We start from the raw sequence: 15,298 nt of genomic DNA on the forward strand, positions 1-15,298 counted from the left end.
AAAGCTGCGAGTAAGTAAGTCATTTAATGTGGTATGCATTGCACTGGCGAACAAGTTGTCGCGGATAGCCTATGCTGTTTTAAGTAAGAATGAGCCTTATCAGGCACAACAGGTTTAATCGGGTTTGCAATAATAGAGCGTGATGATGAAAACGGTTGACCGTCCGGGTGGCAAACCTGTCATAAAAAACAGCTGTGAAAAGCTGCCGGCTTTTTAAGGGCTATCTGGCGCGGATGCTCATCGTGGAGCGGGAATAACACATTCCTAATTAAAGACTCCGAATACATTAGCGCAAAACCACCTCATGATCACAAATCTGTGTTGCAATCATGAGGGGAACCATACATTTTTATATAGCGTTTTATGCGTAAAAATCCGTAAAAGATCATCCTTACCTTGAATTACTTCGGTCTGCAGATCGTATTCACGAGCAGCTTCTATGCTTACGTTGTACTCACCTGATGTCAGACCATGTAAAGAGGCCTGAACCGGAAAATTAGCGACGATTGAAGTCTCTTCATCGGATATAAAAGCAATCGAACTTGGAGGAAGGTTGTAATTTGAAAGTTGGCGACTCCACCAATCCAGTGAAACGACCGCTACAGCGATCGCGGTAACTGTGCCATCAGCGGCGATGACTGGATATGAAAAGTTAACACTGCTGCTTTGCGACGCTCGGTCATGCTGATAAGTACCAATAGAAAACACCTTATTCGTCAATGATTGCTGAAAATAGGCTCTATCAAACACATTAACCTTTTTGCTTAATGGTAAAGCATTACAAAGCAGTTCACCGTCTGAGGTAGGTATTCCAATATTGATGTAGGTAGTGTTCAGTTGAATAATTTTACTCAGAAAGACCTGACAAGCGTCACTTCTTGGATTTTGGATCTCTTTAACGGATGACAGATGTTGCAGATAATTTTCGGTATCTTTAATAATTATTGCTTGTGCATGCGCAAGCCGCCTTGCCGTTTCGATAGCGTGAGCAGTATGTTTCTCAATGGCTGAAGCTCTCTGCTGAGTGGCTTGATAAAAAATTGTTATAACGCCAGGCAGAGCAACAATGAGAAGAAAAATGTAAAGTCTAGATTTAAGTGAGCTAAACATATCAACTGAAAGCCCGTACCAAATAGATGAATATATACAACCAAAATAACTGAGTTTTAGATAACTATCGAGGAATGAATAATTTTCAAGTCAGCTTTGTAGCTTTTCTTTGCTTAGCGGACTGCGAAGCATAGCTATTATATATGGCTGCTTAATATGTCTTCTTAATATGTTATGGGTCCACAGTAGCAGGTAATTACAGGCTTATTAGTTTAGGGATTTCTCGCGCACACTGCCCTGATTCGTTCTGCGGGCACTCGCAGTTGCGTGATTAAATACACTTTAAACGACTCTTCATACGGTTGCTTCGCGAGGGCTTTTTGCATGCAGGTTAGCCATGCTTCGCTCTCTGCCTTACCTACCGGTAAATGCTGATGTGCTGCCGGGATACTCAGACTACCAAAGGTGGTGGCGTAAATCCTTGGGCCGCCGAGCCAGCCTGATAAAAAATAGGCGAGCTTGGTGCGTGATTCAGTCAGGTCACCAGGATGCATATCGCGTATTATTTTCGCTTCTGACAATGTACACATGTTGTCGTAGAAGTCATCGACAAGGCGGGTAATGCCGGCCAACTCTCCTGCTGCTTTATAGGAATTGTCACCTACTCCGTATTCGCCACTGCTTGTATTCATAATCTACGGTGCTCTTTGTTTGCTGACTTCTTTTTTGTTGGGTTTAAGAGTATTAATGTGACACTTGGCTGCGTATATACGCCCAAAAACAGCAGTGTAATTTAAACATAAAAATAAGGAAGATGGCATTTTATGAAACTACTTATACAACAACTTATACAACGACCTAAGAAGCTTTCGATACAACTATCTAAAGCCTTACTCCTGTTAACGGTAACGCTTAGTTTTAGCTCCTTTGCCGATCTCCTCCAGGATGTCCAGGAAAAAGGGTATTTGACGGTAGGAACAACGGGGGATTACAAGCCCTTCACCTTCTTTGATGGCGAGACTTACTCAGGCTATGACGTCGATGTAGCCAATCATCTTGCGACAGAACTGGGGGTTGAAGTACGTTTTGTTCAGACGACATGGAAGGGTTTGGTTGGTGACCTTAAGGAAGGTAAATATGATATCGCCATGGGAGGTATTACTCGTCGTATGTCTCGTCAATTAGCGGCTGAACAATCTCAGGGCTATATGACATTTGGTAAGGTGTTCCTGGTTGCGAATGGCAAAGAAGCACAATATGACACACTGGAAGAAGTTAACCTGCCAAGCGTCAGGGTAGGTGTGAATATTGGCGGCACCAACGAGAAATTTGCTGATGAATTTTTGCCTAACGCAACCATAATTAAGTTTGAAAACAACCTTGATGTTCCCAAAGCGGTATCCGAAGGTAAAGTTGATGTGATGGTTACCGAAACGCCAGAGGCCCTTTATTACGAGACCACTGATAAGACATTACAAGCGGTGCGTGATGAGAGCCCATTTACCAAAAGCCAGTTTGGTTATCTGATCCCTGTGGGTGAGCAGCGATTCCTCAATACCGTGAATTTCGTGATGGATGAAATGAAGTTAAAAGGGATTGACAGAGCGCTAATGAAAAAAAATTCATTAATGAATTAATCTTTACTATTCAAAATATAAAGGGCCAACAGGCCCTTTTATAATTTTCAGTATTGGATGCTCATGTAATAGATAGCGTTTGTATAAGCATATTTTTACATATAAAAAACCACTAAGAACACTTACTATCACCGCAACTCAGGCAGGTGTAACAGCCATCCATCAGGATCGCCGCTTTGGTGTGGCATTTGTTGCATAGCTGAGCATTGGCAGGATAGCCACCGTTATCATCATTGACACTTTTATCAAGGTTGCTGATAGCTGCCTGACCCTGCGTAGCTGTACGACGATCATATTCTGCTCTTTTTTCATCGAGAATCTGTTGCTGATGCTGATCTATGCATGGATCTTTCATCAGGCCAATCATTTTAAGATGGTTTTCAATCGATTCTCCAATTTCTGCGACCAATGAAGGCATGAATTTTCCGCCTTTTTTAAAGTAACCGCCTTTAGGATCGAACACCGCTTTTAACTCTTCCACCATAAAGGTGACATCACCGCCTTTACGAAATACGGCAGAGATAACGCGGGTGAGTGCGACGACCCACATGAAGTGATCCATGTTTTTAGAGTTAATAAATATCTCATAGGGGTGGCGTTGTTCATGCTCTGTATCCTGATTCAGGACAATGTCGTTGATGGTGATATACAGCGCATGCTCAGACATCGGTGTTTTTATTTTATAAGTTGAGCCCATAAGAAAGTCCGGACGACTCAGGTTTTCGTGGACGGTTTCCAGGCTGAGTTCGTCTTTTTGCTCTGGCTTCTGCTCTGGCTTCTGTTCGGGCTGTTGTGGCACGGCTAGTTGAGCGTCAGCCGCTAATGCTGCCGTTTCTTCTGCTGCTTTTTCTTGTGCAGTGATCACTTTGTAACTGATGATAGCTTGATCAATACGGACTATTTTCTTCTGTGCTGTTGATGACATGCGGGTGTCTCCTTAAAATTTTCCGTAATAACCTTCTTTTAGTGCATCGAACAGATTAGCAGCAGTGTGGTACTCGCCATCGTACTCAACCTCTTCACTGCCTTTTAGCTCAACCACACTGCCATCGGCCAACGTAAACTGATAGAGGGTGTTTTCAAGATCCTGCTCTTTTACCAGCACGCCTTGAAAAGCTTCTGGATTGAAGCGAAAAGTGGTGCAACCTTTTAGCCCCTGCTCATAAGCATATTGATAAATATCCTTGAACTCATCATAGGGGTAGTCAGTAGGCACATTGGCCGTTTTCGAGATGGAGGAATCGATCCATTTTTGTGCCGCCGCTTGTATGTCAACATGCTGTTTTGGGTGGATGTCGTCCGCACAAATAAAGTAATCCGGCAACTGTTGGGCAGGCACATCGCTATAGGGCATCGCTTCTGCATTAATAAGGTGACGATAAGCCAGCAGCTCATACGAAAACACATCGACCTTTTCTTTGGATTTTTTACCCTGGCGAATAATATTGCGGGAGTAATGATGTGCAAAACTGGGTTCGATCCCATTGCTGGCATTGTTACCTATCGATAACGCAATGGTACCTGTTGGCGCGATCGAGCTATGGTGAGTAAAACGGCAGCCTTGCTCAGCTAGCTGCTTGACCAGCTCTGGTTCACTTTTAGCGATCTGTTGCATGTAGCGACTGTAACGTGCATGCAGCACTTTTCCCGCGACTGAGTCCCCGACTTTGTAACCATCATCAAGCATCTCGGGGCGTTTACGTAGCATCTCACCCGTCACCGTAAATTGCTCATTCATAATCGGCGCCGCGCCTTTTTCTTTGGCCAATTCAAGCCCCGCACGCCAGCCGGTAATGGCTAACGCTTTTGTGACTTGTTCTGTAAAAATGACGGATGCAGCATCGCCGTATTTCATTTTAAGCATGGTGATGGTGGAGCCCAACCCCAAGTATCCCATACCGTGACGGCGTTTATGATTGATCTCGTGGCGCTGCTCTTCTAACGGCAATCCGTTGATCTCAACAACGTTATCCAACATGCGGGTAAAGATGGTCACGGTTGTTTTAAAGCGATTCCAATCAAAACGAGCTTGTTGAGTAAAAGGATCTAAGACAAACTTAGTGAGGTTGATCGAGCCGAGCAAACAGCTACCGTAAGGGGGTAACGGTTGCTCACCACATTATCATGTGTGTATTCTTTATTGTAAAAATTACTTATCTGAGTACAAATAAATGTGTAAAATTGAAATTAAAATGATCTCGGGTTTTATATGAGCAGTGACTGGCTAGATGACTTTCGTGAACCTCCAAATTCATATCAAGTGAGAAAAGGATCTTGGCCAACTTCAATTACAGGGGTTGATGGTCAATCTATACCTGTACGCAAGGATTGGGTGAATGAGGGTTTTTATTACCTGATCGATTCCCGAAATGGCTTTATGCCGCCGATTGCCAACCTATGGGGTTGGGATCTACGCCTCAAGTATACAGCAAACACCGTGAAGACATATTTGCAGAGCCTGACGCAATTGTTCGAATATCTGGATCGCCACCACTTCGATCTGGATAGTCGCTTCGCAGCGCTAGAGCCGCTCAAACGCATGGAAGTCGATCAACTAGTTAGTGCCTTGGCATGGAAAAAAGAATCCGGCAATATAATTAAAGCGAAATTATCGACCTATGCGCATCGACTCGGAACAATATCCATCTATCTGAGATTCGGATTTGAGCGCTATCTGGATAAAGTGACGGATCAAAAAAAGCATCTCTATGCCGAGAAAAAAATGGAGCGGATGCTAAAATGGATAGAACAAGCGGTTCCAACACGAGGTAATATCCAAGAAGCCACACAAAGTCCGCCAGCACTTTCTAACGAACAGCTCGCAGTGCTGAGGTTTGCCATCACACCCGAAGCACCACACAATCCATTCAGTTCACAGCATGATCTTGCGATTCGTTACCGCAACGCTGCTTTAGTTAGCTTGTTAATTGAAGCCGGTATCCGCCCTGCTGAACTATGCATGCTAGAGAAAAGTGACTTGTTTCCAGAACGGCAGTCCATCTGGGTTTCCAAGTGGTCGGCAGATAGTATGGAAGCACATCACAATCAACTTGCGGAGTACCGCCGCCGCCGCAAGTTTCCCCGCAAAGCCACAGTTGGCCATAAGACACGCGGACGCGATATAAAGCTGTCACAAATGACGCTTGAAATGCTTCAGCTTTATATAGATGAGCACCGCGACAAGTTACTTGCAGGTAAGCGGCGTAGCACCTACCTATTTTTATCAGCCAAGGATGGCGGCCCCATCACGCCCAGTGGGGTGAGATCGGTTGTAAAAACCATTGCTACTGCCTTTCCAACGGTTGGTTACTTAACCTCATATACCTTCCGCCATACCGCAGTGACGGTGTCCGCCGCAACGCTCAGGAAAGCACTGAGCCATGTTGATGCGTTAAGTCGAGACCAATTACTTCAAGAAATCCTGACAACAAAATTCGGTTGGAGTCAGGGATCTGATATGCCCAACCACTATGGGCGTGAAGATCTGAACTCGCTGCTTTCAGATTTAGCAACCGCCAGTATGCAGGCTGAATCAACCTATTCAGCTGTACCAATTATTGATAATCAAAGGAAATCAGCCAATGACTCTTTTTAGCATCACAATATATGATACAGATCCCTTAATTGGCGATTATAACGCATTGGCAAAGCTAGAAATCGATTGGGCACCAATACCCGCCACTGTACGAGGCAAGCAGTTAGAAAGTGTGCAGATTCGCACGCAAGAAGGCGGAGCTTTTCTGAATGAAGTCATCGTCGGACAAGCCAATGCTAGTCGCCGTCATGTCTGTCCCCCACAGCGCTGGCATGCGCATCCTGTGATAAATTACGTAGCGTGGCGCTGGTTTATCGAACGCTGCGAAATTGTCTCCGCATCAAAAGTACACCAGTACACGGTAGAATTATCGGATGCCCTTACACAGTTAAATGTTGCAAAAAATGCATCAGAAAGCGTGTTCGAAAAAGCGATTCGTGGCTGGGCGAGAGATGTCTTTCTCCACAGCCCGAACACAGATGCGGGTCATCATCGTCAAACGGCCTTGCGTCAGTTTCTGGCAACAGGACAGTTGGAATCCGAATGGGGGTTCAGTGACGAAGTGGCAAGCTGCCTGCTAGGCATGAAGATCAATAACCGCATCACGCGTGGCATCCACGTCCTGACGCTTGATGACGTAAATGGTCCGTTCACCCAAGCGCAGCGAGTAGCCATCGACCGTTTTCTCGAAAGTAGGGTGCTGAATACCTTTGATGAAGCTCTTTTACGCCTGCACCGCTATATTGGCCTACGACCGACGCAAACTGCATTACTGCGCGAATGTGATCTAACAGAAAAAGATGGCAGATGGCATTTGGTGATTCATCTCATCAAGGGCAAGCATTCAACGGGTCGACGAAACCCCAACAATATACGTCAATACAAGATTCCAGATGATGTGGCGATCGTGTTGCAGCGACTGATTAATGAGGAACAGGATAACCCGCTCACTTGTCCGCTGACAAATATCGATACCACATGCCCAACTAAGCGGCCAATGTTTAAAGCGGTACGGACAAATGATCGCACATTGCCTAAGGATGCCCGGGATGCTCAATATTACTATCACCTTTCTCCTCAGTTGGTATCTGAGCGGTTCTATATGATGTCCAAAAACCACGTGATTACCACGAAGGAAACCGACCTTCGCACTAATAAAAAAGTCATCAAGCCTGTCCGTATCACCGCGTATCGTTTTCGTTACTCTGTAGGTACGCATCTAGCCCAAAAAGGAGCAAGCCTTCGCCAAATCGCCGTGTGGTTGGGTCATAAAGGAGAAGAATCGGTTAGATTCTACATAAAAATGGCCCAAGAGTGGTGGGATCACGATTTCTCACTCAGCTCCAGCCCCATACAACAGAAAGCGATTGCAGCCCTCAGCGGCGCGCTCGTCGACAAACTGCCGAAGAGCGAAGATGGCCAAATCGCCGCCTGCATTGCCATGACCGGCACATGTGTGTTGCCACCTGGGGTACCCGAATGCCCATACGATCCGATGAAATCTTGTGCGACATGCTCCAACCGACGCGACACATCTGAAATGACCGATGACACTAGGTGGTTGGTCGCTCAAGCAATAAAGACCAACCAGGACGAATTTGAATTTTGGCAGGCGAACAGCACGGCCCAGTTTCCACTAGGAATGCTAACAGAGCGGGAACGTCTAGTGGATGCGGCTGAAATATTGGCAGAAGCCTGGGAGGTAGCGTCATGACAGTGCACTCGCTGGAACAAGCCAAGCTATTACAATTTCAAGACATGCTCGCAGATAAACTGAATGAGCTTGAAGATGAGGGGTGCATTCTGTACGAAAAAGCGATCGCAGACGGCCACTTAGAGGGTGGCTGTTATGACGATGAACGTTGGCCTGCACCTACAGTTGACCTGTTATTCGGCCAAGCAATGGGCTTAAATAACAAGTACTGGCCCCAACACTCTGTTAATCGACAGGCTTATACTGATGACCGCTGTGTGAGGTTTATTAAAGCCTATACCGCGACCAAACTTTGGCTCAGCGAAACCCAACGGCGACAACACAACCAGGCCGCGAAGCTTATTCTGCATATAGTCGACAACAACATTGATAATCTTGCGACGTTAAGCAAAAAGACAGTCGAGGACTTCATTCGCGCCTATCAGCAACAGGGCGGCGGCTCAGCAAATGGTATAGAAACCAGAATTGCGGGTGAAGGCGGGCTTATCAGCTGGATGCGAAGCAATGGCATGCTGTACCTGCCTTTCCGTTATAATTGCGTGTTGACCGATAAACACAAATTGGCAAGAAATGACACGACCAGTCCTGAAGCGGCCGAAAAAATCAATAATAAACGCCCTCCTGCTGAATTAGACACTGCGCTTGGCGAAGTATTGCTTAAAACCGAAAATGGCAACAACGAACCGAAAGAAGGTTATTTTCGTCTACGCGCCTTGATGTGTAGCTTCATGATGGCCGCAGGATTGCGAATTGGAGAGGCTGCCACGTTGAGCGTTGACTGTTTTGTCGACATCAATGATAAAACATGGCTAAAAGTGCTGTCAGAAAAAGCAGGCGAACCGCGCCTCGTTCCTCTCGGGGCGGGCTGGGAAACTCTGCTCAAGAAACAGCATAAGGAGGTATTATTACTGACTGAGTCGGCCAGAAAGTCGGCCATGGCTATGGAGGACGGTACACTTTACCAGCAGCAACGTACGCAACTTGAAGTTATTGCTAAGGACAGAGTGCTAGGTCGAGGTTATAAGCACCACCCTCACTTATGGGATCCCTCAAATGGTTACTTCAAATGGAATGAATACGTAGAAGCAGGCCTGCTCCCAAAATTTTCGGATAGCAGTGAAAAACACCAGAATCTCGTGACGACCGGTGAGCAGGTGCTAAAATCAACAGCCTCACTTTTTATCGCTTTCGATGCGTATGAAAGTTGGGCGAGCGAAAATCACCGCTCCATCCTTAGTGACCACTTCAAAAACGCCTTGAAGGAGTTAGAACTTGACACGCCAGAACTGGTACGAGCGGGTTATTCGATCCAGCACCCGTTGTCGCAGCACTTATTTATCAAGCTTGATGATCAATTCCATCGTGCCCGTCCCACCAAACCCCACCTACCATTCCCACTGAACCAAAAAGATATTCAGCGCTTCCTTCGCTCATCACAAAGCACGATGTCAGCGTTTGAGGAACTCAATATCCGCAAGAACAATGCTGAAGTGTTTGAGCTGCGAGCAGGAATAAGTACACATATTTTCCGCCACTGGAAAGACGATGCTCGCTTTCGCGCAGGCGGAAATGAATCTGCAATAGCACTCCTATCTGGGCGTGCCCCTTCACAGAACCGTGCTTACGATAAGCGCACCGCAGCCGAAACGGCGGAGCAGCATAAAACGCTTTACATGCAGTCGATGATAGAGCTTTTACCCCGCGATCCGTTGGGTAAATATGTCGCACGAATGATGGAGACCGGGTCAACGCAAGCAGAAATTGAGGCATTAGTTAATGAGACCCTACAGATCATGCACCTCACCCCCTGGGGAGGCTGTTCCCGCGACTTGGATCGTGAGCCATGCCCCAAACATTACAAATGCCTGCGGGGTTTTGGCGAACAGGGTGAATATAATGGGGCCTGTGCAAATTTTCATATTAACCCAGCGGATCCTGTTGCTAGGGCCAATATTGAACACACTCTGAGGGTCGCTAAATACCAGCTCTCAGCTCTTGAGCGCTTAACCAGCCCTGAGCTTGTCGCAGAAACGCTGGCGGATTTAGAAATGGATTGGAACCCCGAGCGGGGGCATTCTATGCTCGCCATGCACGTCAAACATCAAGTGGAAATAATTCATGGCTGTGAAGCAGCCCTACAGGCTTATCTAACCAAAAGTGCAGGTAATCACAAAGATCGCCACGGAACACAGTTACGCCAAGTGGCCAGTGTAAACCGAATTCATGCAGTTAATTTATTTGACCCTTCAGAGGCACGGTAATGAAACGTGATCCGAGATGGTTTAAAACAGCCATGGAACTACTCGACCGCTTTGAGCGTCGGCATGAAAGCGTGATCCACATTAAATTAACCCTAGCTAACTTAGCCAAGGAGGTAGGCGTAACCCGCCAGACCCTTAATAACAATGCTAAATTTCATGACCGGTATACCGAAGTACGAGGTAGCCTGAAGAAACTTGGCGATCAACCGCTCACAGCAAAAAGGAAAGAGCGGCTTACACTCGAGCAGCGGATTCGACGCCTGGAAAAGCAAAACGCCAATCTTGAAAGCCAGCTTACGATGGCCAACCTTCGATGGATGGCCGTCTGTCGTCTCGCTGAACGCGAAGGCTGGCATGGCTTCGAATTTAAACTGCGAGACTTGATCAACCCCCGAGATCCTAGAAGTGTAGACACCATTACAAAACCCGAGGAGTGATTAATCGCAGATGCTCCAGCATAATCAATGACAGCAAGGGTAACTGTCGTCCCTGCATAAAAAACCGGCGATCCATTGGCGCGCGCCTAAGGGATCGTCAGCATGCGCAACACACTAAATCCTATTAAATTGCAGCCAACAGAAGTAAGTTTAATTTATAAAAATTTGATCCATTACCATAAATAAAGCCTGATCTTTTGGGTCGCAAAAAAAGCTAGGCACTGCCGGTACATAAGAGGGACATTTCTAACCATTTGCTGGCAAATTTCAGGCGGTAATCTCAGTCGCTTTATCCGATACATTTAATTAAACAGATGAATGAGGATCAAAAGCATCGCTTATCTATTATTTTGCTGAAGGTATTCAGCTACACTCTATCGTTTTAGCATCTAGTATCAGGGCGTAGTATCTTCTTTCCTCAATACGCCTGACAAAAGGACTTCTCCCGTATCATGACACTGCCTAAAATTTTAACCCTGCAACAACTTGAATCACTATTGTGGGAAACCGCTGATATCCTGCGCGGCAACATGGATGCCGCTGAGTTTAAGGATTACATCTTCGGCATGATGTTCTTAAAGCGGTTGTCGGACTCATTCGATGACGAGATGGAAAAAGTCGTTACCTACTACATCGAGAAAGGCAAAAGTCGTGGACAGGCGCTGGAGCTGGCCGATGATGAAGATGAGTACGACAGCACCTTTTATATACCGGAGATAGCGCGTTGGGATCGACTGAAAGATCTGAAGCATGATATTGGCGCTGAACTGAATAAAGCGACCGAAGCGATTGAGGAACAAAACCCCAGCCTGGAAGGTGTACTGGTCTCTATTGATTTCAACATCAAGAACAAGCTCAGCGATAAAAAACTGCGCGATCTACTCTCACACTTTAGCCAGTACCGCTTGCGTAACAGCGATTTTGAACGTCCTGACTTGCTCGGTACGGCGTATGAATACCTGATCAAGATGTTTGCCGACTCTGCCGGTAAAAAAGGGGGCGAATTTTACACGCCCAGTGAAGTCGTACAGTTATTAGTATCGCTGTTAAAACCCCATGCAGGTCAGCGTATTTATGATCCCACCGCCGGTTCGGGCGGGATGCTGGTACAAACCCGTAACTATCTGGCGGCGCATGGTGAAAACCCGGCTAACCTATCGCTTTACGGGCAGGAGATGAACCTGAATACGTGGGCGATCTGCAAGATGAACATGTTCTTGCACGGCGTGATTAATGCCGATATCCGTAAAGGCGATACCTTACGCGATCCTCAGCACACCCAACAAGGTGAGTTGATGCACTTCGACCGAGTCATTGCCAACCCGCCCTTTTCTCTTAAAAAATGGGGTAAAGACAAAGCCGATAGCGATGGTTATGGCCGTTTCCCCTACGGTACTCCTCCCAAAGATGCGGGTGATCTGGCATTTGTGCAGCATATGATCGCTTCGCTTAATGCCGAAGGCATGATGGGCGTTGTCATGCCACACGGCGTACTGTTCAGAGGCTCCAGCGAAAAGCTAATCCGTAAAGGAATACTTGAAGATGATTTGCTCGAAGCGGTTGTTGGATTACCCGCAGGCCTGTTTTACGGCACCGGTATCCCCGCCTGCCTTCTGATCATCAACAAAGTCAAACCGGATGTACGTAAAGGCAAGGTGTTGTTTATCAACAGTGAGCTGGAGTACCAGGAGGGTAAAAACCAGAACACCCTACGCCCTCAAGATATCGAAAAGATCGTTTCCACTTTCGATAATTACGAAGAGATTAATCGCTACTCCAGAGTCGCCACACTGGCCGAGATCAGAGACAACGAATTTAACCTGAATATCCGCCGTTATGCGGATACCTCACTACCGCCTGAAATCTATGATGTGCGCGCCATTTTGCAGGGCGGCGTACCGGTACGTGAAGTCGAAAGCCCGTATATAAAAGACGAGATCCTTATCGACTTTGACTTAAACACGGTATTTAACCGACGCGATGCTGACTACTACGACTTTAAACCAGAGATCGACAGCAAAGAGAAGATCCGTGAAGTTGCAGGTGAGACAGAAGCCGCCATTATCATTCAGTTGGAACGTTGGTGGGATAAATACAAAGTATCGTTAAAGGAGCTGGATGAGCAAGTCGTGGTCGCGGAAGTCGTGATGAAAGGCTATCTGAAGGAGCTGGGATATGAGTGATACGGTTCCAGAAGGTTGGAAAAGTCATAAACTGAATACAATTACCAATGTAATTGATTCCGCCCACCAAACACCTTCCTTTTCCGAAAGCGGTTATCCAATGGTTCGGATTGGGGATATTAAAGGTGGAAAGCTTACTCTGGAGAACACTGCATTAGTGTCTAAAGAAGTATTTAAAGCTTTTACAAAGAAGTATGCACCAACGCATAATGATTTACTGATGACCAGAGTTGGTAGCTATGGTCGATGTTCAATCGTCAAAGCAAAGCAAGCTTTTTGTTTAGGTCAGAATACCGTTGTAATAAATCCTATATCGATCGATCCAGACTATCTTTATCATTTTTTGCAAACCAGGAATATCAATGAACAGATAGAAGACACAGTTGGCGGGTCAAGCCAAAAGTCTCTTAGTCTTTCTGCAATAATGAATTTGAAGGTACTCACTCCTGATAAGTGCGAACAAAAAAAAATCGCCGCCATCCTCACCTCAGCAGATGACGTGATCGATAAAACACAGGCCCAGATCAACAAGCTGAAAGACCTGAAAACCGGCATGATGCAGGAGCTGCTGACCAAGGGTATTGGGCATACGGAGTTTAAGGATTCGCCTGTTGGGATTATCCCAAAAGAGTGGGAAGTATTTACTTCGCAAGAATTACTCAAGAAAGGAATCCTAGAAAAGCTACAGGATGGAAATCACGGTTCACAATACCCTAGGGCACAAGAGTTTTTAAAAGAAGGCGTACCGTATATCGCCGCGTCCCATATTTCCGAGCTGGGAGAAATCAATTTCAAGGTCTGCCCCCATCTAAGTCAACAAAGCGCAGACCAAATGAGAATCAGGCCAGCAATTGGAGGGGATGTAATCCTAACGCACAATGCAACAATTGGGAGAACAGCAATCATACCTCAAGAAAAATCAGAAGTTATCGCAAGTACGTCAACGACTTATTACCGCACAGATCCGAACAAGCTGCTAAATAAATACCTTTTCTACTACTTCCAATCCACGGCATTTGTTTCGCAACTGCAATCGGTTATGGGTCAGACTACACGAAATCAAGTCCCTATCACTGCACAACGGGAGTTGGATATAATACTACCCACTTTCAAAGAGCAGATAGCGATCTCCAATGTAATTGAATCAATTACTGATCGAATAAAAGCGATTAGTGCTAAGCATAAGCAACTAATCAAGACCAAAAAAGCCCTTATGCAAGACCTCCTCACCGGTAAAGTACGCGTAAACGTGGATAGCTAAGACAATGAATCAGGATGAATATAACAAGGTTGAAGGACCAGCCATTAGTCAGTTGCAAGAGGGAGAAGCTAGTAATGCGGCAGGCTATAGCGCGTTCGGCCTCTGAAGTAAAATAACCCTAAAAAATCAAGTTTGTCGTAAAACGACGTAAGAAACTGATAACACGGAAAAGGAATTCATTTGTGAGTAAAGTTCACTATTTTCAACGGTATCAACAGAAAGAAAATGTGATTACCAATAATACATTGCTGTTGCTTTCAAGACTTTACAACGACAACCCCCATCGCTTCGAAGCTTTTATAAACACGTTACTCAGTGATGTTGAAATCAGCTGCGACATTGGCCCGTCATTTACACAACAGCAGGGAAATTCTTCTCGTAGCAGCATTCCAGATGGCGCTATTGTCCAGCGCAGCATGAAAGTGCTGATTGAAACAAAGCTTTACGATAATCAGTATACAGATCAGCTAATTCGCCATTTAGACGGCTTTGCTAACGAAGAAATACAAGTGTTATTACTGATCAATCCAAGTACACCGATTGATAGTTTTGATCAAACTATTCAGCACGCTGTTTCTGAGCACAATAAGGCTCATCAAACTGATGTTCGTTATTGCGCTGTCACTTTCAAAGAAATTATAACAGTTTTAGATGATATCTTAGCCGACCATGATTTCACCATGAAGGAAGTGCTGGATGACTATCGTGCTTTTTGCGTATCAGAATACCTTCTAGCCAAGCATGAGTCGGAAATGCGTGCTGTGCCAACGGGTGACTCCTTCAATGAAAACTTTGAACATGGTATCTATTTCGCCCCAGCAAGCAGAGGCTTTTCCCCCCATAGCTATATAGGGTTATATAAGCAAAAATCTATCCGTGGAATAGGGAAACTATTGAAAGTCGTCAGCGCTAATTATGAGCCCCAGTCACAACATTTTAGTTCCGCTGTTTGCATCTCGGGGAGTGATATTACAGATGAAGACAAATCTCGCATTGCAACCATGATAGATGATACTCAGAAGCAGCTGGGTTGGAATATATCTCAAAATCACAATTTTTTTATCGTAGATAAATTCTTCTCAACTGATTTCATCAAGAGCAGCAAAGGAGGTCTTATAGGCTCCAAGTTCTTCGATTTGAGTAATATCTTAGATAAGAATTCGATGCCAGATTGCGCAGAGATTGCGGATCTTCTCAGAGATAAGCACTGGGGGGAGTGA

General features: G+C 45.6%; 11 protein-coding genes and 1 pseudogene. 8 read left to right on the forward strand and 4 right to left on the reverse strand.

The genetic code is table 11. The annotated features are described in order from the left end of the window. Nucleotides 1-327: 327 nt before the first annotated feature. On the reverse strand, nucleotides 328-1,110 hold the full coding sequence (locus BM099_RS10040; RefSeq protein ID WP_090727531.1) for a PDC sensor domain-containing protein: 783 nt from the start codon (nucleotides 1,108-1,110) through the stop codon (nucleotides 328-330). Between the two features lie 212 nt (nucleotides 1,111-1,322). Continuing rightward, nucleotides 1,323-1,742 carry a group II truncated hemoglobin gene (locus BM099_RS10045; protein WP_090727533.1) on the reverse strand — a complete coding sequence of 140 codons (420 nt, stop codon included), beginning with the start codon at nucleotides 1,740-1,742 and terminating at the stop codon, nucleotides 1,323-1,325. Between the two features lie 132 nt (nucleotides 1,743-1,874). On the opposite strand from BM099_RS10045, the gene BM099_RS10050 reads away from it, so the two are divergent. After that, nucleotides 1,875-2,687: a transporter substrate-binding domain-containing protein gene (locus BM099_RS10050; RefSeq protein ID WP_090727535.1), complete on the forward strand. Its 813-nt coding sequence runs from the start codon at nucleotides 1,875-1,877 to the stop codon at nucleotides 2,685-2,687. A gap of 112 nt (nucleotides 2,688-2,799) precedes the next feature. On the opposite strand, the gene BM099_RS10055 is transcribed toward BM099_RS10050, so the two are convergent. Next, nucleotides 2,800-3,612: a TSCPD domain-containing protein gene (locus BM099_RS10055; protein WP_090727538.1), complete on the reverse strand. Its 813-nt coding sequence runs from the start codon at nucleotides 3,610-3,612 to the stop codon at nucleotides 2,800-2,802. Nucleotides 3,613-3,624: 12 nt separating this feature from the next. Further along, nucleotides 3,625-4,806, reverse strand: a pseudogene (locus BM099_RS10060) (adenosylcobalamin-dependent ribonucleoside-diphosphate reductase); the annotation flags it as partial. 90 nt (nucleotides 4,807-4,896) lie between these two features. On the opposite strand from BM099_RS10060, the gene BM099_RS10065 reads away from it, so the two are divergent. The 7 genes from BM099_RS10065 (at nucleotide 4,897) to BM099_RS10095 (ending at nucleotide 15,298) form a co-directional block, all read left to right on the forward strand. Then, entirely contained in the window at nucleotides 4,897-6,282 is a 1,386-nt protein-coding gene (locus BM099_RS10065; RefSeq protein WP_090727541.1) for a tyrosine-type recombinase/integrase, read from the forward strand. Beyond that, on the forward strand, nucleotides 6,269-7,936 hold the full coding sequence (locus BM099_RS10070) for a tyrosine-type recombinase/integrase (protein ID WP_090727544.1): 1,668 nt from the start codon (nucleotides 6,269-6,271) through the stop codon (nucleotides 7,934-7,936). The genes BM099_RS10065 and BM099_RS10070 overlap by 14 nt, the downstream gene beginning before the upstream one ends. Next, nucleotides 7,933-10,197, forward strand: a complete 2,265-nt coding sequence (locus tag BM099_RS10075; RefSeq protein WP_090727546.1) for a tyrosine-type recombinase/integrase — start codon at nucleotides 7,933-7,935, stop codon at nucleotides 10,195-10,197. The genes BM099_RS10070 and BM099_RS10075 overlap by 4 nt, the downstream gene beginning before the upstream one ends. Continuing rightward, the gene (locus BM099_RS10080; RefSeq protein ID WP_090727548.1) at nucleotides 10,197-10,634 is read left to right on the forward strand and encodes a hypothetical protein; all 438 of its coding nucleotides are present in this window, start codon (nucleotides 10,197-10,199) and stop codon (nucleotides 10,632-10,634) included. Before BM099_RS10075 ends, BM099_RS10080 begins: the two co-directional genes overlap by 1 nt. Before the next feature lie 452 nt (nucleotides 10,635-11,086). Beyond that, entirely contained in the window at nucleotides 11,087-12,817 is a 1,731-nt protein-coding gene (locus tag BM099_RS10085) for a type I restriction-modification system subunit M (protein ID WP_232349093.1), read from the forward strand. Then, nucleotides 12,810-14,078 carry a restriction endonuclease subunit S gene (locus tag BM099_RS10090; RefSeq protein WP_090727550.1) on the forward strand — a complete coding sequence of 423 codons (1,269 nt, stop codon included), beginning with the start codon at nucleotides 12,810-12,812 and terminating at the stop codon, nucleotides 14,076-14,078. Before BM099_RS10085 ends, BM099_RS10090 begins: the two co-directional genes overlap by 8 nt. 182 nt (nucleotides 14,079-14,260) lie before the next feature. Continuing rightward, nucleotides 14,261-15,298 carry a hypothetical protein gene (locus BM099_RS10095; RefSeq protein WP_090727553.1) on the forward strand — a complete coding sequence of 346 codons (1,038 nt, stop codon included), beginning with the start codon at nucleotides 14,261-14,263 and terminating at the stop codon, nucleotides 15,296-15,298.

The sequence above is a fragment of the Neptunomonas qingdaonensis genome, assembly GCF_900113275.1.
Taxonomy (GTDB): domain Bacteria; phylum Pseudomonadota; class Gammaproteobacteria; order Pseudomonadales; family Balneatricaceae; genus Neptunomonas; species Neptunomonas qingdaonensis.

What these genes read in the sequence shown, in the direction of transcription:
- BM099_RS10040 (WP_090727531.1), bottom strand. Translation starts at nt 1,110, where the DNA reads ATGTTTAGCTCACTTAAATCTAGACTTTACATTTTTCTTCTCATTGTT.
- BM099_RS10070 (WP_090727544.1), top strand. Translation starts at nt 6,269, where the DNA reads ATGACTCTTTTTAGCATCACAATATATGATACAGATCCCTTAATTGGC.
- BM099_RS10055 (WP_090727538.1), bottom strand. Translation starts at nt 3,612, where the DNA reads ATGTCATCAACAGCACAGAAGAAAATAGTCCGTATTGATCAAGCTATC.
- BM099_RS10075 (WP_090727546.1), top strand. Translation starts at nt 7,933, where the DNA reads ATGACAGTGCACTCGCTGGAACAAGCCAAGCTATTACAATTTCAAGAC.
- BM099_RS10065 (WP_090727541.1), top strand. Translation starts at nt 4,897, where the DNA reads ATGAGCAGTGACTGGCTAGATGACTTTCGTGAACCTCCAAATTCATAT.
- BM099_RS10050 (WP_090727535.1), top strand. Translation starts at nt 1,875, where the DNA reads ATGAAACTACTTATACAACAACTTATACAACGACCTAAGAAGCTTTCG.
- BM099_RS10080 (WP_090727548.1), top strand. Translation starts at nt 10,197, where the DNA reads ATGAAACGTGATCCGAGATGGTTTAAAACAGCCATGGAACTACTCGAC.
- BM099_RS10045 (WP_090727533.1), bottom strand. Translation starts at nt 1,742, where the DNA reads ATGAATACAAGCAGTGGCGAATACGGAGTAGGTGACAATTCCTATAAA.
- BM099_RS10085 (WP_232349093.1), top strand. Translation starts at nt 11,087, where the DNA reads ATGACACTGCCTAAAATTTTAACCCTGCAACAACTTGAATCACTATTG.
- BM099_RS10090 (WP_090727550.1), top strand. Translation starts at nt 12,810, where the DNA reads ATGAGTGATACGGTTCCAGAAGGTTGGAAAAGTCATAAACTGAATACA.